This is a genomic window from Burkholderia sp. Ac-20345 (assembly GCF_017104825.1).
GTDB lineage: Bacteria > Pseudomonadota > Gammaproteobacteria > Burkholderiales > Burkholderiaceae > Burkholderia > Burkholderia lata_B.
This window is the reverse complement of the sequence record NZ_JAAGPO010000003.1, coordinates 54,856-75,774: the sequence shown is the minus strand read 5'-3', so window position 1 is coordinate 75,774 and position 20,919 is coordinate 54,856. Positions and strand designations below refer to the sequence as shown.

Annotated in this window: 19 protein-coding genes; 3 read left to right on the top strand and 16 right to left on the bottom strand. The window is 66.8% G+C overall.

Features of this window, described 5'->3' with window-relative positions; translation table 11 throughout:
* Position 1 precedes the first annotated feature (1 nt).
* The 3 genes from G3O06_RS02530 to G3O06_RS02520 are packed head-to-tail and all read left to right on the top strand — an operon-like array spanning position 2 to position 3,919.
* On the top strand, positions 2-871 hold the full coding sequence (locus G3O06_RS02530) for an ABC transporter permease (RefSeq protein ID WP_205814844.1): 870 nt from the start codon (positions 2-4) through the stop codon (positions 869-871).
* The gene (locus G3O06_RS02525; RefSeq protein WP_205814843.1) at positions 868-2,556 is read left to right on the top strand and encodes an ABC transporter ATP-binding protein; all 1,689 of its coding nucleotides are present in this window, start codon (positions 868-870) and stop codon (positions 2,554-2,556) included. The genes G3O06_RS02530 and G3O06_RS02525 overlap by 4 nt, the downstream gene beginning before the upstream one ends.
* 28 nt (positions 2,557-2,584) lie before the next feature.
* Positions 2,585-3,919: an LLM class flavin-dependent oxidoreductase gene (locus tag G3O06_RS02520; RefSeq protein ID WP_205814842.1), complete on the top strand. Its 1,335-nt coding sequence runs from the start codon at positions 2,585-2,587 to the stop codon at positions 3,917-3,919.
* A gap of 106 nt (positions 3,920-4,025) precedes the next feature.
* On the opposite strand, the gene hutC is transcribed toward G3O06_RS02520, so the two are convergent.
* From hutC to G3O06_RS02440, 16 genes are all read right to left on the bottom strand, one after another.
* The gene (gene hutC / locus G3O06_RS02515) at positions 4,026-4,781 is read right to left on the bottom strand and encodes a histidine utilization repressor (RefSeq protein ID WP_089449236.1); all 756 of its coding nucleotides are present in this window, start codon (positions 4,779-4,781) and stop codon (positions 4,026-4,028) included.
* A gap of 56 nt (positions 4,782-4,837) precedes the next feature.
* Positions 4,838-6,331 carry a histidine ammonia-lyase gene (gene hutH / locus G3O06_RS02510; RefSeq protein WP_205814841.1) on the bottom strand — a complete coding sequence of 498 codons (1,494 nt, stop codon included), beginning with the start codon at positions 6,329-6,331 and terminating at the stop codon, positions 4,838-4,840.
* Between the two features lie 7 nt (positions 6,332-6,338).
* Complete coding sequence (locus G3O06_RS02505) at positions 6,339-7,130, bottom strand: ATP-binding cassette domain-containing protein (RefSeq protein WP_039353363.1); 792 nt, start codon at positions 7,128-7,130, stop codon at positions 6,339-6,341.
* 27 nt (positions 7,131-7,157) lie between these two features.
* Positions 7,158-7,904 carry an ABC transporter permease subunit gene (locus tag G3O06_RS02500; RefSeq protein ID WP_174968652.1) on the bottom strand — a complete coding sequence of 249 codons (747 nt, stop codon included), beginning with the start codon at positions 7,902-7,904 and terminating at the stop codon, positions 7,158-7,160.
* 10 nt (positions 7,905-7,914) lie between these two features.
* Entirely contained in the window at positions 7,915-8,637 is a 723-nt protein-coding gene (locus G3O06_RS02495) for an ABC transporter permease subunit (protein WP_046546595.1), read from the bottom strand.
* A gap of 92 nt (positions 8,638-8,729) precedes the next feature.
* A complete protein-coding gene (locus G3O06_RS02490) occupies positions 8,730-9,590 on the bottom strand; it encodes a transporter substrate-binding domain-containing protein (protein ID WP_205814925.1) in 861 nt (286 codons plus the stop codon).
* 363 nt (positions 9,591-9,953) lie between these two features.
* A complete protein-coding gene (locus G3O06_RS02485) occupies positions 9,954-11,258 on the bottom strand; it encodes a replication-associated recombination protein A (protein WP_205814840.1) in 1,305 nt (434 codons plus the stop codon).
* Between the two features lie 178 nt (positions 11,259-11,436).
* Positions 11,437-12,771 carry a porin gene (locus G3O06_RS02480; protein ID WP_241019464.1) on the bottom strand — a complete coding sequence of 445 codons (1,335 nt, stop codon included), beginning with the start codon at positions 12,769-12,771 and terminating at the stop codon, positions 11,437-11,439.
* Between the two features lie 43 nt (positions 12,772-12,814).
* Positions 12,815-13,645 (bottom strand): aspartate/glutamate racemase family protein, encoded by an 831-nt coding sequence (locus tag G3O06_RS02475; protein WP_205814839.1) that lies wholly within the window; start codon positions 13,643-13,645, stop codon positions 12,815-12,817.
* A gap of 51 nt (positions 13,646-13,696) precedes the next feature.
* Positions 13,697-14,668 (bottom strand): PDR/VanB family oxidoreductase, encoded by a 972-nt coding sequence (locus tag G3O06_RS02470; RefSeq protein ID WP_205814838.1) that lies wholly within the window; start codon positions 14,666-14,668, stop codon positions 13,697-13,699.
* Positions 14,669-14,899: 231 nt separating this feature from the next.
* Complete coding sequence (locus tag G3O06_RS02465; RefSeq protein ID WP_205814837.1) at positions 14,900-16,144, bottom strand: aromatic ring-hydroxylating dioxygenase subunit alpha; 1,245 nt, start codon at positions 16,142-16,144, stop codon at positions 14,900-14,902.
* A gap of 55 nt (positions 16,145-16,199) precedes the next feature.
* Positions 16,200-16,562 carry a hypothetical protein gene (locus G3O06_RS02460; RefSeq protein ID WP_205814836.1) on the bottom strand — a complete coding sequence of 121 codons (363 nt, stop codon included), beginning with the start codon at positions 16,560-16,562 and terminating at the stop codon, positions 16,200-16,202.
* Between the two features lie 161 nt (positions 16,563-16,723).
* Complete coding sequence (locus tag G3O06_RS02455) at positions 16,724-17,179, bottom strand: nuclear transport factor 2 family protein (RefSeq protein WP_174968659.1); 456 nt, start codon at positions 17,177-17,179, stop codon at positions 16,724-16,726.
* 311 nt (positions 17,180-17,490) lie between these two features.
* The gene (locus tag G3O06_RS02450) at positions 17,491-18,402 is read right to left on the bottom strand and encodes an AraC family transcriptional regulator (protein WP_174968660.1); all 912 of its coding nucleotides are present in this window, start codon (positions 18,400-18,402) and stop codon (positions 17,491-17,493) included.
* 51 nt (positions 18,403-18,453) lie between these two features.
* Entirely contained in the window at positions 18,454-19,032 is a 579-nt protein-coding gene (locus G3O06_RS02445) for a DUF2889 domain-containing protein (protein WP_241019463.1), read from the bottom strand.
* Entirely contained in the window at positions 19,029-20,474 is a 1,446-nt protein-coding gene (locus G3O06_RS02440) for an MmgE/PrpD family protein (protein WP_205814834.1), read from the bottom strand. Before G3O06_RS02440 ends, G3O06_RS02445 begins: the two co-directional genes overlap by 4 nt.
* Positions 20,475-20,919 lie beyond the last annotated feature (445 nt).

Sequence of the window (20,919 nt, the reverse complement as noted above, 5' to 3'; positions counted from 1 at the left end):
GATGTCCACGCCCCTCGACCTGTCGTGGCGCCCTCGCGCGCCGCTCGGTGCGGCCGGCTGGCTGCGCCGCCATCCGGGCCTCGTGCTTGCCGCCCTCTACCTGCTGCTGAACGCGGTCGCCGTGATCGCCCCCGGCTGGCTCGCGCGCTACGACCCGCTGGCCGCCGATCCGCTGGCCGCGCAGCTCGGCAGCAGCGCCGAACACTGGCTCGGCACCGACCAGCTTGGCCGCGACATCTTCTCGCGGGTCGTCTACGGCGCCCGCTACTCGCTGTCGATCAGCGCGGCGTCGATCGCGGTCGCGACGCTGTTCGGCACCGCGCTCGGGCTGTTCGCGGGCCTCGCGCGCGGCTGGCTCGACGAACTGATCACGCGCTTTCTCGATGTGGTGTCAGCATTCCCCGACCTGCTGCTCGCGCTGATGCTGATCTCGTTTACCGGCCCGGGCGCCACGAACCTCGTGTTCGCGCTCGGCGTCGCATCGGTGCCGCGTTTCGCGCGCGTGGTGCGCGCGCAGACCTTCGTCGTCGCCGGTTCCGGCTATGTCGAGCAGGCGCGCACGCTCGGCCTCGCGCCGGCGGTGCTGGTGTGGCGCCACGTGCTGCCGCACGCGATCGCGCAGGTGCCGGTGCTCGCGACCGTCGGACTCGGCACCGCGATCATCGGCGCGTCGGGCCTGAGCTTCCTCGGCATGGGGCCGCAGCCGCCCGCCGCCGAGTGGGGGCTGATGCTCGCCGAGGGCCGCAACTACCTGTACAACGCGTGGTGGATCGCGGTCTGGCCCGGCCTCGCGATCACCGCGGCCGTCGTCGCCGTGAATGCGCTCGGCGGCTACTGGCAGGCCCGCTTCGAACGACGGGAGACGACATGACGGCCATCGCACCCGCTTCGCACCCTACACCCATCGTCCACGTCGAACGCCTGACGATCGGGTTCCGCGGCCCGCGCGGCACGCGGCCCGTCGTCGGGCCGCTCGACCTCGCCGTCCATGCCGGCGAATGCGTCGCGCTCGTCGGCGAGTCGGGTTCCGGCAAGTCGGTCACCGCGCGCAGCCTCGTCGGGCTGAACGGCCCGCACGCCGTGGTGGATGCCGAACGCTTCGACATCGCCGGCTCCGATGCGCGCCGCCATCGCGAACGCGACTGGCGCGCGATTCGCGGCCGCCGGATCGGCTACGTGCTGCAGGACGCGCTCGTGTCGCTCGATCCGCTGTGGCGCGTGCGCGATCTCGTCGCCGAGGCGCTGCACGATACGCGGCGGCGCGACGTTCATGCACGCAGCGCCGGCTTGCTGCGCGCAGTCGGCATCGACGAGCCGGAGCGGCGCTTGCCGCAGTATCCGCACCAGTTGTCGGGCGGCTTGCGCCAGCGCGTGCTGATCGGCACCGCGCTCGCCGGCGGCGCATCGCTGCTGATCGCCGACGAGCCGACCACCGCGCTCGACATGACCGTGCAGCGGCAGATCCTGTCGCTGCTGCGCGCGCGCCGCGATGCCGGCGACGCGCTGCTGCTGATCAGCCACGATCTCGCGGTCGTCGCCGAACTCGCCGATCGCGTGCTCGTGATGCGGGCCGGCCAGGTCGTCGAGCAGGGGCCGGCGCGCGACGTGCTGACCGCGCCCAAGCATCCGTACACGCGCCAGTTGCTCGCCGCGATTCCGACGCCCGCATCGCGCGGGTTCCGGCTCGCGACCGATCCGCAGGCCGACGCCGCGGCAGCGGCCGCACGCATCCCGCTGCCGCCCAAACGGATCGAGGCTCGTGCGCAGGTGCTCGCCGTCGACGCGGTGACGAAGCGCTACGGCGGCCACGACTCACCTGCCGCGGTGGACGGCGTGTCGTTCGCGCTGGCGCGCGGCGAGACGCTCGGCATCGTCGGCGAATCCGGTTCCGGGAAATCGACGGTCGCGCGGATCGTGCTCGGCCTGACCGAACCGGACAGCGGCACCGTCGCGCTCGACGGCGCACCGTGGAGCGGTGTGCCCGAAGCCGCACGGCGTGCCCGCCGCGCGCGGCTGCAACTGATCGCGCAGGACCCGTACAGTTCGTTCGACCCGCGCTACTCGGTCGGCCAGGTCATCGGGGAAAGCCTCGATGCGATCGGCGTGCGCGGCGACGCGCGCCGCCGCCGCGTGCTGCAGTTGCTCGACGAAGTGCGGCTCGGCGCCGGCTGCATCGACCGCTATCCGCGCGAATTGTCCGGCGGCCAGCGCCAGCGCGTCGCGATCGCGCGCGCGTTCGCGCCGAATCCGGCGCTGCTCGTCGCGGACGAACCCGTCAGCGCGCTCGACGTGTCGATCCAGGCGCAGGTGCTCGACCTGCTCGCCGACCTGCAGGCCGAGCACGGCACCGCGATGCTGTTCATTTCGCACGATCTCGGCGTCGTGCATCACGTCGCCGACCGGATTCTCGTGATGCGGCGCGGCCGCGTGGTCGAGAGCGGCCCGGTCGGGAAAGTGTTCGACGCGCCGTCGCATCCTTACACCGCGTCGCTGCTCGACGCGTTGCCCACGCTGCCCGACGCGCGCCCGTCGCCCGCGCGCGCCGCGTTCGCATGACCCCCGCCCCTTCTCGTTCCTTCCCGTCATGAGCCAATCGACTTCCGCAACTCGTCGCCAGATCCATCTCGGTGCCATCATCCAGGGCGCGTCCGGCAACATGTCCGCGTGGCGGCACCCGGATGCGGTCGCCGACGCAAGCATCAACGTGAACTTCGTGCGCGAACTCGCGCGGCAGGCCGAGGCCGCAAAGTTCGACCTGCTGTTCGTCGCGGACGGCCTGCACATCAACTCGAAATCGATCCCGCACTTCCTGAACCGCTTCGAGCCGCTCACGCTATTGTCCGCGCTCGCGCTGGTCACAGAACGGATTGGCCTGGTCGGTACGCTGTCGACGTCGTACAGCGATCCGTTCACCGTCGCGCGGCAATTCTCGAGCCTCGATCACCTGAGCGACGGCCGGGCCGGCTGGAACGTCGTCACGTCGCCGCTCGAAGGTTCCGCGAAGAATTTCTCGCGCGACAAGCATCCGGAGCATGCGCTGCGCTACCGGATCGCATCGGAATTCCTGACCGTGACGAAGGGACTGTGGGACTCGTGGGAAGACGACGCGTTCGTGCGCGACAAGGCGAGCGGCGTGTTCTTCGATCCGGAAAAACTGCACGCGCTGGATCACGCCGGCGAATTCTTCTCGGTCGCCGGGCCGCTGAACATCGGCCGCTCGCGGCAGGGGCGCCCGATCCTGTTCCAGGCCGGCGCGTCCGATGACGGCAAGGCCGTCGCGGTCGAGCATGCGGATGCGATCTACACGCGCCAGGAGACGATCCCGCTCGCGCAGGCTTTCTATGCGGATGTGCAGAAGCGGCTCGCGGCGCACGGCCGCGCGCCCGACAGCCTGAAGGTGTTCCAGGGCACGAGCGTGATCGTCGCGGCATCGGCCGCCGACGCGGAAGCGCAGTATCAAGACACCGCACGGCTCGTGACGATCGACAACGCGCTCGACTATCTCGGCCGCTACTTCGATCACCACGACTTTACGCAATACGCGCTCGACGCGCCGTTCCCCGATCTCGGCGAACTCGGCGGCAACCAGTTCCGCAGCACCACCGACACGATCAAGCGCGACGCGGCCGAGCGCGGCCTCACGCTGCGCGAGGTCGCACTCGAGGCGGCCACGCCGCGCCCCGCGTTCGCGGGCACGCCCGAGCAGATTGCCGACGGGCTGCAGGCGTGGGTCGATGCGCGCGCCACCGACGGCTTCATCGTGCGCGGCGGCACGCCCACGGCGTTCACCGAGTTCGCATCGAAAGTCGTGCCGCTCCTGCAGGAGCGTGGCGTGTACCGGCGCGATTACAAAGGCGCGACGCTGCGCGAGCATCTCGGGCTCGCGTACCCGGCCAACCGGCACGCGCAAGCGGCCTGAATGCCGGCCGCACGGGGTTTGCGCATCGGGCAGCCGGCTGCCCGAGCTGCCCCGACGATCGCCTTCGGGTAGCGACGGCAATCGGCGGCAGCGGCCCTGCCCCTGCCTACACCCGCCCCGCCAGATGAAACCGTGACGCCGGATGCCACAACTGCACCGACGTCGCGACCTGTCCGCCGACCCACGTGCGCCGCCGCAGCAGCAGGCACGGTTCGCCGATTTCCATCACGAGGTGCCGGCGCACCTGCGCATCGGGCTTCTGCGCGTAGATGCGGAATTCCGCACGCTGGATCGGCGCGAGCCGCACCATGTAGTGGTTCGGCGTCTCCACCGTGAAATCCTGCTCGAGGTAGGCGGGAAACAGCGCGGGATTGACGTAGCGATCCTCGAACTGGATCGGCTCGCCCTCCTCGCAATGCACGATGCGCGAATGAAACACCGGCCCCGCACGAAGCCCGAGCGCTTCGATCGCTTCGGGATCGTCGCTGCTTTCGATCATCAGCACGCGTGCGCTATGCCGATGGCCGCGCTCGGCGATCTCGTCCGCGATGTTGCGGATCTCGAGCACCGTCGACTCATAGTGACGGCGCTCGACGAAGGTGCCCGCGCCCTGGATGCGGGTCAGCACCCGCTCGGCAGTCAGCTCGCGCAGCGCACGCGACACCGTCATCCGCGCCACGCCGAACTCCTTGACCAGTTCGGCCTCGGTCGGAATCGCGCCGCCGGGCTTCCAGTCCCCGTTCGCGATCCGTTCGACCACGTAGCGCTTGATCTGCTGGTAGGCCGGCAGCGCGCGCGCCGGCACGTCGTCGCCCGGTACGGCCCCCGGCCGGGCAGCCGTGTATCGTTCCGCTTCGTTCATGCGCCCTCGATCGAATGAAGGTTGGATGACCTGCCGGCCCTCGCACCGCCGCTGCGTCACGCCAGCGACGGCGGTACGCCCGCGACGATGCCGGCCGCGCTCGCGATGTCGTCCGCGAGCGGCCGGTCGTCGTGATACGCCGGCACGCGTTCGCGCACGTAACGCCACAGCGCGTCGGTCGGCGCCGCGCGCGACGCACCGTTCTCCTGCAGATCGTACGCCTGCGCGGCGGCCAGCAGCTCGATCGCGAGCACGCGTGTGGTGTTCTCGATGATGTCGAGCGCCTTCAGCGCAGCCGGCGTCGCATGGCACAGGTGATCTTCCTGCAGGCCCGACGTGATGCCGCCGTCGAGGCTCGCCGGCGCGGCGAGCCGCTGGTTCTGCGCAACCAGCGCGACCGCGGTGTACTGCGCGATCATGAACCCGGAACACGTGCCGCCCGGCGCCGCGAGAAACGCCGGCAGCCCGCTCACGAGTGGATTGACGAGGCGGTCGAGCCGCCGCTCGGCAATCGCCGCGACCTGCGCCATCGCGGCCGCGAGGCTGTCCATCGCGAGCGCGATGCCGGCGCCGACCGCATGCGCCTGCGAATGGACGGCCGGCGCGTCGGGCGTGCCCGCGACGATCGGATTGTCGGTGACGGACGCGAGCTCGCGGTCGACGACTTCCGCCGTCACCGCCAGCACGTCGCGCGCCGCGCCGTGCACGTGAGGAATCGTGCGCAGGCTGAGCGGATCCTGCGTATGCCGCCCGTTCGCCGCGGCGAGCATCGCGCTGTCGGCGAGCATCGCGCGCAGGCGTGCGCCGACGTGCCCGATGCCCGGCGAAATGCGCAGCGCCAGCGACGCCGGATCGAACGCGGCGAGCTGGCCGCCGAGATTCTCGAAGCTCGTCGCCGCGATCCAGTCGGCCCAATCGATCAGCCGTGCCGCGCGCGCGAGCGCGAGCGCGGCGAGCCCGGTCACGCATGGCGTGCCGTTGACGAGACTCAGCCCCTCCTTCGCGCCGAGCGCCAGCGGCTCGCGGCCGATGCGGCGCAGCGCTTCGTCGCCGCGCACGCGTTCGCCGCGATGACGCGCGTGGCCGTGCCCGATACAGACGAGCGCGACGTGCGCCATGTGGGTCAGGTAGCCGACCGAACCGTGCGCCGGCACTTCCGGCAGGCAATCGTGTTCGAGCAGTGCGACCAGTTGGTCGACGATGTCCGCACGCACACCGGAATGCCCGTGTGCGTAGTTGTTGATCGCGGCCGCGATGATCGCGCGCGTTTCCGCCGCACCGAGCGGCGCGCCGACGCCGACCGCGTGGCTCATCAGGATGTTGCGCGACAGCGCGCCCTGCTGCGCCGGCGACACGATCACGTCGCACAACGCGCCGACGCCCGTGTTGACGCCATACGCGCGAATGCCGCGTGCGACGATTGCGTCGACGAGTTCGCGTGCCGCGACGACGCGTCCGCGTGCGTCGTCGGTCAACGCGAGCGGCGCGCCGGCCGCCACCTCCGCAACCTGCCGCCAGTCGAGCGGCCGTGCCGAACGGAATACGGTCATGGCAGCCTCAGTTCGCGGCGCGGTCATGATGGCTCGACACGAACTGGCGAAAGCGTTCGGAACACTGGCCGCCGAACAGTTCGCCGGGCGTCCCGTCCGCATCGACCTCGCCCTGATGCAGGAACATCACGCGGTTCGACACATGCCGTGCGAAGCCCATTTCGTGCGTGACGACCAGCATCGTGCGCCCTTCCTCCGCGAGCGAGCGCATCACCCGCAGCACCTCGCCGACCAGCTCCGGATCGAGCGCCGACGTCGGTTCGTCGAACAGCATCACCTTCGGATGCATCGCGAGCGCGCGTGCGATCGCGACCCGCTGCTGCTGGCCGCCCGACAGGTGCGCCGGATAGTAGCCGCGCTTGTCCGCGAGTCCGACGCGCGCGAGCAGCGCCTCGGCCTCCTCGACCGCTTCCGCGCGACTGCGCTTCTGCACGCGCAGCGGACCTTCGACGAGATTGTCGAGCACGGTCATGTGCGACCACAGGTTGAAGTTCTGGAACACCATCCCGAGCTGCGAGCGGATGCGATCGACCTGGCGCCGGTCGCCCGGATGCAGCTTGCCGTCGCGCGCGCGCTTCATCTTCAGCTCCTCGCCGGCGAGCGCGACCGAGCCGTCGTCGGGCGTTTCGAGCAGGTTCAGGCAGCGCAGGAAGGTACTCTTGCCCGATCCGCTCGCACCGAGGATCGAGATGACGTCGCCTTCATGCGCATCGAGCGAGATGCCCTTCAGCACGTGGTGATCGCCGAACGACTTGTGGATGTTCCTGACCGACAGGGCGACGGGAGCAGCGGTGTTCATCGGATTCTCCTGGAAGGAAGGATGCGGTCAGGATGCGACACGCCGCGCATTGCGGGCGTCGGCGGCACGCGGGCCGGACGGCTTCGGCGCGCGCAGGTGGCCCGACAGCCGCCATTCGAGCGCGCCGAGCAGGCGGACGACGATAAAGTTCAGGCCCAGGTAGATGAGGGCCGCACACACGAACACCTCGGTCGTCCGGTAGGTTTGCTGGATGATCTGCTGCGCGACGCCCGTCACCTCCCACACGGTCACGAGGCTGGCGAGCGCGGTCGACTTGACCAGCAGCACGGCTTCGGTCGAATACGCGGGCAGGCACTGGCGCAGCGCGATCGGGCCGATCACGCGGCGCAGCAGCGCGAAGCCCGACAGGCCGATCGAATAGCCGGCCTCGATCTGCCCGACCGGCACGGCCATCAGCCCGCCGCGCAGGATCTCGGCCGTGTAGCCGGCCGTACACAGCGCGAGCGACAGCACCGCGCACACGTACGGCTCGCGCAGCAGCGGCCACATGAAGCTCTCGCGGATCACGCCGAACTGGCCGAGCCCGTAGTACACGAGGAACATCTGGATCAGCAGCGGCGAGCCGCGAAACACGAGGATGTACGCCCGCGCGAAGCGGTTCGGCAGCCAGCGCGGCGACACGCGCATCGTGACGATCACGAGCGACAGCAGGCCGCCGAGCACCAGCGATGCGAAGAACAGGCCGAGCGTGGTCGGTACCGCCGCGAGCAGCTGGCGCAGCGTGTCGAACAGGAAATCGAAATCGAGTGACATGTGCGCTCCGTCAGTTGCGTGCGAAGTTGCGGCGGAACGACCGGCCGACGATCGCTTCGGCCCGGTTGAACACGCGGTTCGACAGCCCCGTCATGACCAGGTAGAGCGCGCCGCCCGCGACGAAGAACACGAAATACTGATGGGTCGAATTCGCCGCGATCTGGCTCGTGCGCAGCAGCTCGGCGAGCCCCGTGACCGAGATCAGCGCCGAATCCTTCAGGCTCAGCTGCCACACGTTGCCGATGCCGGGCAACGCGAAGCGCAGGACCTGCGGAATCAGGATACGGCGCAGGACCATGCTGCTCGGCATGCCGATCGAGCGCGCCGCCTCGAGCTCGCCCTTCGACACCGCAAGCACGGCCGCGCGATACACCTCGGCCTGGTACGCACCGGAAATCATCCCCACCGCGAGCGCGCCGATCACGAATGGCGGCACGCCGATGAAGCCTTCCGCGCCGAACCACTGGCCAACAGCCGTGACGAGCGTCGAGCCGCCGAAATAGAACAGGTAGATGACCAGCAACTCGGGCACGCCGCGAAACACCGTCGTGTACAGGTCGCCGAGCAGGCGGGCGCTGCGGTAGCGCGACAGCTTCGCGGCTGCGATGCCCGCGCCGATCACGGCGCCGACCGCGAGCGCGGCAAGCGTCAGCGCAACCGTCATCAGCGCGGCGAGCAGCAGCACGCCGCCCCAGCCTTCGGTTCCGAAGCCCAGCATTTCAAGGATCGCCATGCGTGCCTCCCGGCAAGCGTTGATAGGATCGGCAGGATGCGCGCCGCCGCGCGCGGCTCATGCCGCTTGCGCGGCGGCGGCCGGACGTGCGCTTACGGCGTGACGTCGGTCTTGAACCACTTGTCGGCGAGCTTCTTCACAGTACCGTCCGCGAGCGCGGCGCCGATCGCCGTATCGAACTTCGTCTTCAGGTCGGCATCCTGCTTGCGGAATGCAAGCCCTTCGCCCGGACCCCAGATCGGTCCGCCGAGCTTCGGGCCCGCGAGCACGATCGATGCGTTGTCCTTCTTCGCGTTGTTCGCCGCGTAGTACGTGACATCGTCGAACGATGCGTCGATGCGGCCGGCGACGAGGTCGAGATCGCGCTCGGGCGAAGTCTTGTACACGCGGATCGACGCGATGTCCTTGAAGCTGTCGTTGATGAACTTCGTGTAGACGGTGCCCGACTGGATGCCGATCGTCTTGCCCTTCAGCTGCTTGCGCAGCGCGTCGACGGTCGATTTGTCGGCATTCGTGTCGCCCGACAGCTTGACGATCGGCGCGCCCGGCGCCGCCTTCGGCAGGATCTTCGTATCGGTGACCGCGAACGTCGCGGGCGTGGCCGCATAAGGACGCGAGAACAGCAGGATCTTCTCGCGCTCCGGCGTAATCGAGATCGCATCCATCAGGATATCGAATTTACCGGCCTGAAGCCCCGGAATCATCCCGTCCCAGTCCTGCGCGACCATGTTGCACTGCACCTTGATGCGCTCGCACACGTTGGCGAGCAGTTCGGGCTCGAAGCCGCCGAGCTTGCCGCCCGGCAGCGTGAGGTTCCACGGCGCGTAGCCGCCTTCGAGCGCCACCGTCACGGTCTTCCATTCCTTCGCCTGCACCGGTGCCGAAAGCGTGGCCGCAGCCGCCGCAATGATGCCGATCGTCCTGACTGCCCACTTGATGCGCTTGCCGTTCACGAGATTTCTCCTTGCGTTGAAGTTCGTCATCCCTTCGGTCATGCAAGCGGCCTCAGGAATTTGTCTATACAAGCATGCAAGAAGAAAAATGGAGCGACAAGCGTTGATCAAAAAAAACCGGGTAAACGCGGGAAATCCCCTAATAACGGGGCTTTTTCATGCCTCTTCGCAGTGATTAGCGGCACGATATTGGTGCATTACGTCTGATCTTTCCGTCAGGATGACTAGACAAATTCACGATTCGACTGTTTCTCTAAACAAACTAAAAACGCCAGTCGAACTCCGCAGTCATGCCTGCAAGCGCATCGCTCGAAAAGCGCATCGGTGGAATCGGGCATGCGTGCCGACAGTGCGCGCCGCCCGTCAGCGCCGCTTGGGAGCATCCCGGTCGAGTCGACGCAACCCGTCGAGCCGCTCCGCGATCCTGGCCTCGACGCCGCGCGGCGCCGGCTGGTACCAGGACGGTTCCCGCATGCCGTCCGGCAGGTAGCGTTCGCCTGCCGCGTAGCCGTCACGCTCGTCGTGCGGATTCCGGTACGCATGCCCGAGCGCTTGCGTCAATTCAGCGCGCACGTCGCGCAAATGCGCCGGCACGTCGCGAGGCTGGTCCTGCCGCACGAACGCCCGCGCCTGCATCAGCGCCATCCCGCCTGCATTGCTTTTCGCCGCGCACGCGAGATACAGCACGGCCTGCGCGAGCGCGAGGTCGCCATCGGTTGCACCGAGCCGATCGCTGGTCTTGGCCGCATCGTCGGCGATCCGCAGCCCGGTCGGGTCGGCAAGGCCGATATCGTCGTACGCGATCGCGACGATCCGGCGCGCGAGATAGCGGCGGTCGGTGCCGCCGTCCAGCATCCGGCACAGCCAGTACAGCGCGGCATCCGGGTTCGAGCCGCGCACCGACTTGTGCAGCGCGGAAATCTGATCGTAGAAGTGCTCGCCGCCCTTGTCGAAGCGACGCGCGCCGGTTGTCGTCGCGCGCGCGACGAAGCTGCCGTCGATCGTCGTCACCCCGGCCGATGCGGCCGCTGTCCGCAGTTGTTCGAGCAGGTTCAGGAAGCGTCGCGCGTCGCCGTCCGCCTGGTCGATCAGCTTGTCGAGCGCAGCGTCGTCGAACGAAAGCGTGCCGAACGCGGACTCGTGCGCCCGCGCGAACAGCGCGCGCAATGCGTCGTCGTCCAGCGGCTTCAGCACGTAGACGCGTGCACGTGAAAGCAATGCGCGATTGACTTCGAAACTCGGGTTTTCAGTCGTCGCGCCGATGAAGACGACGGCGCCGGACGCGACGGACGGCAAGAGCGCGGCCTGCTGTGTTTCGTTGAAGCGGTGGATTTCGTCGACGAACACGATCGTACGGCGCCCTGCTTCGTCGAACACCTGCTGCGCACGAGCCGTAGCGGCACGAATGTCCTTGACGCCGCCGAGTACCGCGGACAACGCGGCGAACTCGCAGTCGAACGCCTGCGCGGTGAGCCGCGCAAGCGTGGTCTTGCCGACGCCGGGCGGGCCCCAGAAAATCATCGAATGCGGCTGGCCCGATTCGAACGCACGGCGCAGCGGCATGCCCGCGCCGAGCAGATGCGCCTGCCCGATCACGTCGTCGAGCGACGTGGGGCGCAGCGCATCCGCCAGCGGACGGTGTGGTTCAGCGGAAAACAGGTCGGACATGGGTATGGACGGGCACACGCTTCCGGCGGCACCCGTTGCCGCCGGAAGCGCGGATTATGACAGCGATGCGGCTATGGCGTCGGGTGGCGGTGCGACCGGGCATACGAACAGGCCAAGGCCGCTAGCCGCCGGACCCCGCATCACGCGTAGCAGTGCATCGCGACCACGCCATGCTCGACTAGAAACGCTTGTTGATCCCGAGAATCGCGCCGACTGTCGTGCCCGGTACGCCGTACAGCGCATTGTCGATCGACAGGCCGAGACGCTCGCGGCCGTGATTGTTCGCCGCCCCGACCTGCGCGTACAGCGACGTCGATTTCGACAGGAAGTATCTGGCGGTCATTGCCGTGACGAGACCATGGTTGGCCGAATCATGCGGATCCCGGACATACCACACGCCGGAGTTGATATTCAGTTGCGGAAGCACGTACCAGTCGAACCCGATGTTCCATACATTGTTGCCGCCACCGCTCACGACACCACCGGCGACGGTCGTCGGGACCTTGTAGCTGGTGAACGACCCCTTCGCCGTGAACGAACCGAAGTTGTAGAGCATGCCGATCATGCGCCCGGAGAACGGCTGCTGGAATGTCGTCAATCCGGCGTTGTTCTTTCCTTCGCTGGAGTCATACATCGCCGCATTCACGACCAGCCCCTGATACTGGTAGCGAACACTGACCGAATACTGCAGCCCCGCGCGAAAGTCTCCCGGCATCCCGCCGGGCGCAACCATCACGCTCGTGGAGAAACCGGCGATCTGCGGGCTCGCATAGGTGACGGCATTCGAATTGAACGTGCCGGAGAATATCTGGTCGGCATACACCGAGAACGCCGTGCCAAACTGTCCGGCGTTGCGCGGATCCGACTCATAGATCGCCAGGACGAAAGGCGAATACTGCACGCCGGCCTTCAACTGGCCGAATGCGCCATCGAGCGCGAGCCACGCCTGGCGGCCGAAGAAATTGCCGTTGCTGTTGTCGAAACCGCCATTGACGAGGCTGACGCCGCTCTCCAGCTTGAACGACATCTTCAGCCCGCCGCCGAGGTCTTCCCGCCCCTGCAGACCGAAGGCGGACGGCTCCAGCCCCGCGTTGATGAGACTGAACTGCTTGCCCGCATTGCCGTGGGTCGTCGAATCCATTGTCCTGCTCGTAAACAGAAGACCGACATCCAGCGTTCCGTAAAGGGTGACGCTGCTCTGCGCGCATGCGCAGGCAGGCAGCATCGCGATGCCGAACGCGAACAGCTTCTGCGTCGACGAAAAGTGACGATCTCCGAACCGTTTAATCATTTTGATATCCGAAATAAATCGGTTATGTAAGGTAAAGCCGAATCGATCTGTATCCCGTCCTGCTTCCCGCCGCCTGCCACTGCCTCGCCGGTCAGGCCCGGGCCACACATGAGCAACCCGGTTTCCGTCGGACGGCCGATGGCGGGCGTCCACGGGGCCAGCCGTCATGGCCGGCCCTCTCTCACGCTCAAGAAGCGGCACATGGCCCGGCGCGGAAGTCATCCGCGACGCCGTCTGCACGGCTTCGGCCCGTGCCGCCCCGGCCTCATGCCAGCAGCTTTTTCCCCATCGCCTGGAGTTCCTCGAGAATGTGCGGCGGCGTCGTTCGATACGCGCCGGCGACCGCTTCCGACTTGGTCAGGCCGATGCTCCGCCTCAGGTCGACCATCGACTCCGCCAGCTTCACCATCGCCGCGGGCCCGACGATCACGGGCACGCCCGTCCCTCGCACCTCGGTGTAGCCGGCCAGCGCAAGCAGCGCTCCGCCGGGATTGCACCCGCACAGCACGGTATCGGCGCCGTCCCGCACGCAGGCCTGCGCGGCTTCGTCGAACATCTCGATCCATCGATCCGGCTTGCCGTTCGCGGCATCGACGATCGCGGGCCAGCACGACGGATCGAGCGCCCGCACCGGCTGGTTCCGGATGGCCCGGTGTTCCCAACCATGCAGCCGGATGTGCGCTTCGAACGGCTCGATGAACGCGGGTGCGATCGTCACCCACGCAAACTTCTTGCCGACCAGCTGCGCCATCAGCATCGTCGATTCCGCACCGCCCAGCACCGGCATCCTGACCGCCTGCCGGCATTCCTGCGAATACGCATCGATGATGCAGACGCCGGCCAGCGCGGCATCGAAGTCCTCCTTCTCCGCATCGACGACCCTGTTCACCACCTGAACCTTCGTAACGGCGCGCGGGTAAAGCAGGTTATTCGCGAACGACCGCGGGGCGTCCTCCATGTAGCGCAACGTGATCTCGGTGTCCGGCCGCGCAATCTGCTGCGCGAACTTCAGCATCGCGCCATAGGTCTCGCGCACGCCGCCGAAGTCCGCGTCGTTCGAACGGTTTTCTGCCTGCCATACGATCCTGATTCCCATACGTGTCTCCTCCTTGGATCAACCTGCCGGGCGATCGGCGATCGCCCGGGCCTACAGATCGAGCACCAGCCGTGCCGATTTCGAACGCGAGCAGCACGGCATCAGTCGATCGTTGGCCGCCCGCTCCGCAGGCGTGAGGCATACGTCGCGATGGTCCGGCTCGCCGGCCAGTACGCGCGTCTCGCACGTCCGGCAGACGCCCTGCCCGCACGACGTCTCGATCTCGATTCCCGCTCTCGCGAGGGCCTGCACGATCGACTCGTCCTCCTCGACCACCACCACCTGCCCCGAACTCGGCACCTCGACTTCAAAGCGTTCGCTGCCGGCCGCCGGGCGTTCACCGGCCGCAAAGAACTCGTAGTGCAGTTGCGCTTCCGGCCAGCCCGCCGCGCGAGCGACGCCCAGCACCGCGTTCATGAACCCGGCCGGCCCGCACACGTACAGATGAGTTCCGCGCTCGGGCCGTGCAAGCAGCGTGGCGACGTCGAATGTCGGGCTATCCGGTTGATCGTCGAAATGGAACTGCACGTGCCGCGCATACGTCGCGCGGGAAATGCGATCGAGAAAGGCCGTGCGTGCGCGGGAACGCGCGCAGTAGTGCATCTCGAACGGCGCGTCGATTGCCGCCAGCCGCTCCGCCATGCAGAGAATCGGCGTCACGCCGATGCCGCCCGCCATCAGCAGGCTGCGCGTCGCATCGTGCGCAAGCGGGAAATTGTTCTTCGGAACACTGATCGCCAACTCGTCGCCGACCTGCACGCGATCATGCATGCCCGCCGATCCGCCGCGCGAGTTCGGATCGCGCAGTATCGAGATCTGATAGCGATGCCCTTCTTCGGGCGCGTTGCACAGCGAATACTGTCGCGTCGGCCCGCCCGGTACCGCCACGTCGATATGCGAGCCGGCAGAAAATGCCGGCATCGGCCGGCCGTCCGTGCTGACCAGCTCGAAGCTGCAAATGCCGACGGCTTCCTCACGTTTCGCCGCCACGCGGACTTTCAGCCCGCCCACCCCACTCGTCATGCCTCCTCCTGGAACGGCGAGCGCGAGCACGCGCCCGTCCGGCGCGGCCGACGGCCCCCGCCTTCCGGAGCGAACAGGCCCGCCCCTTCGCCATGTTTTTTCTTGCCCGATTGATGGCCCAATCCTTCAGCCGGCCGGCCGGCGATGCGACGCCACGCGCTCGCCGGCCGCCCCGACCCTCGACCGATCCGTTGCCGTGCGCGAGATCGACGAGGCCGGCCGCTGCGCCGGTCAGCCGAGCGCGCCTTTCGCCGTCGGCGCCGCCGACCATTTGACGACCTGCTCGATCCCGTGCCGGCACAGGACTTCGCTCTCGTTGAAGTAGATGACCGGCTTCGCGCCGGACGACATGCCAACCTGCATGCTCTCGATGTTGCCCAGGTCCTCGAGCATCGAATCGGTGATATGGGACGTGAAATGTTCGAGCTGCAGACGCTCGCGGACCGTCGTCGCCTTCTTGTAGTAGAAACGCGCCTCCCAGACGGTCGTCGACGCCGACGTCGGCCAGAACTCGTGCGTCCAGAACTGATTGGCCGAGATCTGCAGGTGCCAGTTCGGGAAGAACCAGTTGACGTCGCTCGCCCAGTGCTCGTGCTTCGTCGGGTTCACGCCCTTGTGCTCGACGACCGAGTTGACCTGCCCCGCCTTGCGGGTACCCGTCACCGAGTGGTCGGCCGAGAACAGCCATTGCGCGACTTTCGATTTCGCGAACGGCTGCGCGATCGGGTTGAGCCACCACGACATCGAGCGATGCGGGCCGTGAAGTCGGACGCTGATCGGCCTGCCGAACGGGTTTTGTTGCCCGATGTAGAACGGCGCCAGCGTCTTCGGATGGATCGACGCCACGTGATAGGCCTCGCTGAAATTCTCGGCGACCGCCTTCCAGTTCGCGTTGAATTCACCGCGCAGCACGATCGGGTGATCGGGGTTCTGGTACTCGATGCCGGCCAGCGTGTCGGCAATCGGCCCGAGGAATTCCACGAGACTGACTTCCGGTTGCGTCGCCAGGTTGATGAAGATCCAGCCTTCCCAGATCTCGAGTGCGACCGGTGTCAGCCCGCATTTCTTCTTGTCGAGGCCGAAGAACCCGGATTCGTCGGGCACGTGCGCCAGTTGCCCGGCATTGTCGTACCCCCAGCTGTGGTATCGGCACACGAAGCGCTTCGCATTGCCGGACGCGCGATGTTCGACGATGTTCGCGCGGTGCGCGCAGACGTTGTGAAACGCGCGAATCCCGCCGTCCTCCGAGCGCGCGATGATGACCGATGCGTTGAGCACCGCAAGCTGCTTCACGAAGAAATCGCCCGGCTTCGGGATGCGCTCGACGCGCCCGACCATCAGCCACGCGCGACGAAAGATCCGCTCGCGCTCGACTTCGTACTGTGCGGCGTCGGTATAGAGCGATGTCGGCACGGCGCCCGTTTCCAGGCCGACCGATTCGGTGAAACTTCCGTTGAAATCCATCGGATTATTCATTTGCAATCCTTCCTGTTTTTTGTGCAACGAGATTCCCGTCGGCGAAGGCCTGGAATCATCCGTGAGGCTGGAAGCCCGTCACGATCTGCAATGCATGTTCCGGCGGCGCGTGTTTGATACCGGGCGCCTGGTGCATCTCGACCGCAACGGATGCGTGGCACAGCGAAAGCAGCAATCGAAACAGGTTCCGGGCCGGCTCCGGCATGTCGTCCAGCGGGAACTGCTCCAGGTAGACGGTCGCTTCCTCTGCCCGCGCGAACATCGCGTCGTAGAACCTGACGATCTCGTCGTACGGCATCGCCGCTCGGCGTATCCATCGCTCGTGCGACGTCGGTGTGCTCCACGCGGCGAGGAACGGCTCAAGATCCTCGAAACCTTCCGGCAAATGGCCCGAATCGGGTGTTGCATCGTGATTCATCACGCTCCTCCTCGTTCTGTCTTCGCTGATTCAAGACTGATTGCAGTCCGACATTGACATGTCGACACCGTCACTTCGAAATGGATTCCTAATTATTTAACGAGTTCATGACCCGTCCCGGCAGCACCGACAGGCGCCGGCGCTGTCGTCGAATCAGCGCGTCACCCGCCGATGTTTTCCTTGAAGACCGGGCTGACCGTGTCGAAACTCGTGAACTTCAGATAGGTCGTCTTCCATTCGCCGGCGATTCTCGCGAAGCGGAACGCATACGTCCCGGAGAGCAGTTGCAGCACGCCATCGTCCGTTTGCCGGTAGTAGATCACGTCGGTTTTCGCCGTCGCGCGGTCGCCGTCGATATCGATCAGCGGATTGGTGATGTGGTGGTGGCATTTCGGCACTTCCCGCCACACCTTGTGGACGAGCTGCCGAATCCCGTCAAGGCCGGTGGTCTGCCCGCGCGGCAGTTCGTACACGCCGTCGTCGGCCCAGATGCTCATGAAGGTGGCTTCGTCCTTCTTGTCGATGCCGTGGCAGTACTTCGACATCAACGTCCTGATCTCGTGGCCGTCGACGAGCCGGCCGATCTTCGCCTCGAGGCTCATATCCTTGCTTGCCATTCCGCTGTCTCCTGATCTGTACTTTTGTGTGTTGCCCCGACTTCGGCACGCGTGTCGAAGCCGGTCAGCCAGCGTCCGATTCCCGGCTGCCGCCGGCTTGCCTGATCGGACACACCATGATGTTATTTTTTGCGGGGCCCGCGGGCATTGCTCGATAGTCCGCTTCTGTTTTCCGATCGTACGAATTTCCGCGACCTTCGCTCGGGAGCCGCGCCGGGTTTCCCGATGACGGCCGTGACTTGCCCGACGGACTGCGCGCTGCGCGCCGCCTGACAGGTTGAATGGAGAATTACGCGGGCGGCACCGGCGCCCTACGGCTGCCGGCGATATTGCGTCGGCGAACAGCACATCGTTCGCTTGAATGCCGTGCAAAAGGCGCTTTCCGATTCGTAACCGAGGGAGAAGGCAATCGACGCGATGGTGTCGTCGCCGCTGCGCAGCCGATTCGCCGCCGTCAGCATGCGCCAGCGCGTCAGGTAATGGATCGTCGTGGCGCCCACCAGGTCCTTGAAGCGCTGCGCGAAGATCGTCCGCGACAGTCCGGCGACGCGGGCCAGTTCCTCCAGCGTCCAGTGGTGCGCCGGATTCGAGTGAATCGCGCCGATGGCCGCACCGATGCGCCGGTCGGACAACGCCATGAACCATCCATCCGACGCTCCGGGGGGCGACGTCTCCAGATGAAGCCGGAGCACCTGCACGAGCATCAGATGCATCAGGTGATTCGACACCAGTGCGCCGCCAGGTTGCGGATCGCGCAGCTCGGACGTCAGCTGGTCGAGCGACCAGCGCAGCACCTCCGCCTGACTGGACGTCCGTGGCGTACTGATGAGCGGCGGCAGTGCGTCGAACGGCATCGCGGCATGCCGGTCGGAAAACCCGAAGAACCCGCTGATCAGCAGGACTTCGCCGCCGCCGTCATGTACCGCGATACCTTCGCGCGCGACCGCCTCCATCACGGCCGTCGAGTCCTGCGGCTCGAGCGCGAGGTCGGTGGACAGCACGATCCGGCGCCCGCGGTTCAGCAGGAAGCAATCCCCCTTCTCGAAGCGGATGGGCGCGTCCACGCCGTCGATGATCGCCCAGCAGCCGCCTTGCAGCACGGCCGCGAACTTGATGCCTTCGTATTCGGGAAAGGCGAACGACCACGCGCCCGCGGCATCGAGCCCGGCGTAGAACTGGCTGCCGGGCCTCAGCAGGGAAAGAATGTCCGATAGCGGGTCCATGGGGAATGCCGTCCGGCAGCATCGAGTCAGGTCATGCATCGCACGGCGGGGTCAATCCCGCACCGGCCGGTGAAACGCGGGCCAGCGTTGCATCACGAGTTCCCGCGACGCACCGTACGCATAGCAGCTGTCGATCTTGAGCGGCTTGCCGCCGGCATCGGTCGCATCCAGCAACGTTTGCGAGCGCAACGGATTGACGGCCTGAATGGCCGCCGTCGCGAGCGGGATCAGGATTTCCCGCAAATGCGTGCAGGTGTCGCCGGGCGGCAGGCGCTTGCGCACTTCGCCGCTCCAGCCCGCCCCGATCCGCAGCCCGACGAGTGCCTGCAACGATTCGCCGCCGCCCGGACACTCGCGATACGGATACGCTCGAATGAACGTGCTGACCTCCCGCACGATCATGTCGAGATCGAATACGACCCGCAAGCCTATATCGTGGATCGACTCGTTCGCCGGCACCACGCGCAGGCCGCTCGGCGGGGTGAAGTCCTGCGGCTTGCGGTCCGTGACCTGCCCTTCGATTTCGAACAGGCCGTCGCTGCGCCGGAACCCCTCGAACGAAATGTGCCTCGTATGGAGCGGCTCGCGGGTCACGCCCGGCGTCGATGCGGCGGTCGACTCGAGGCTCATGCTTGCCTCCATTGCCGGCTGGTTTCGTGCGACGCTCGTGCGAATGCCCGCGCCAGCGCACGGCTGCCCTGGGCGCCGTCCCACAGCAGCGCGGCCAGTTGCGTGCCGGCCGCCGATGCCGGGGCCCGCGATGCGAGGCCGTCGCCCTTCGCGAGAATCTGCTCGACGGTCAGCGGCCGTGCAGGTGTGCCGACGCTGTCGAGCACGATCGCCGAGCGTGCCGTGCCGTCCTCGAAGCGAATCGCGGCGCCGGTGGCAAATCGCGTCGGGTAGTAACGGGTCAGCGATTCGCTGAATTCGAATCGCACGCGCTCCGCGATGCGGCGGATCTGCGGATCGTCGAGAAACGCGTCGTCGTAGACGTCGTAGCGATACGGGCCGTAAGCGAGCGTCGCGCCCACGATGTACGGGCAGCTGTATTGCGCGGCCATCGTCGACGTGGGCCGCGCGAGCATGTGCTGATCGGCGATCAGTTGCGGGCCGCTGATGACGATCTCGCGAAGGCAGGCGGTCGGTACGCTGAAGTTGTCGGTCAATTCGCCGAGCGCGTCGATGGTCGAATGGAACAGGCGGCAACACGCGTACGGCTTGAAGCTGATCTCGTGAATCTGCAGCCGCTCCGACGGCACGACCGCCTGCAGCGGCCCGCCGAACAACGCGGCCAGCCCGTAGACGCCTTCGACCGAGAGCCGCGGCGCCGTGACCGCATCCATCAATGCGAACGCCGCGGCCAGTACGCCGTTGCGGGCCGCAAAGCCCGCATGCACCCGCTTCACCTCCCCGCCGGATGCTTCCGCGGAGAACTGCATCGATCCGCTGGCCTGCGACAGCGCGTGCCCCCATGCGCGAATCAGCAGCGCATCGGTCACCGGTTCGCCGCGTTGAAAGGCGTGCAGCGCCGCGCTCGCCGTGGCAGCGCCGAAGGCACCGAAAATCGCCGTGGGATGGAAACCGCGATGCACGGTTTCGAGGCCACCCGCCGCGATACCGACCAGTGCCATCGCCTCGTAGCCCGCGGCCACCGCACGGAACAACTGTTCCTGCGACGCATCGGTGTCCGCCGCCACGGCCAGCGCCGCGGGAATGACGGCCGCGCCGGGATGGCTGAGCGTGGCGTTGTGCGTATCGTCGAGTTCGTAGCTGTGCGATGCCGTGCCATGCACCAATGCGGCAATGGAAGCCTCCGCCGTCCATTCGCAGCCCGGCACGGGGCTCGCCCCGGTGTTGGCGAAGCGGCGCGTCCACTCCGCGATCTGGCCGGTCCACGGCCGCGTCACGCCCCATTCCGACACGATGAAGTTGTCGAGGAAAAGCCGGCGCAACGCTTCGGTGTCAGCGTCGGTAAGGTGCCCGTTCGCAACGTGCGCGACATGCGCGGCGAGCGTTGCGGTGACATCGGTTGAAACGGGTGCCGACGCAACCGCGCCGCTCTCGAACTTCATTGCCTGTCTCCTGCCGTGACGTGCCGGTCGATCGATTCACTCAGCGGCGTCGAGTGCGTTGCCCGATGCGCGAATGGATGATGGCGGCATGTCACGCAAATGTATTGTGGCCGGCGACGCGAAACGTCATGCCGGATCTGCAGCGAATTGCGCGTTGTCAGGATGATTCGTGCGTCGCGGCAAAGTCAATTCGAGCCACGCGAGCATTCCGTACTTTGAAAACGTGACCGCGGCGATCCGGCGACACGACGCGACACGCGCGATGAATCGCGCCCTCGATCGATTCCGAGATCCGTACGCCGGTATTCATGTGCAGGACGCACGCGATACCGATTTGTACGATCTAGCAATAAATGCGGACGCAGCAGCATGCCCGGTTCGGCACCCTTCACTTACGATCCAATGCGGCGCGATTTTCCGACGACGCGGCAGCCGCTCCGGAATC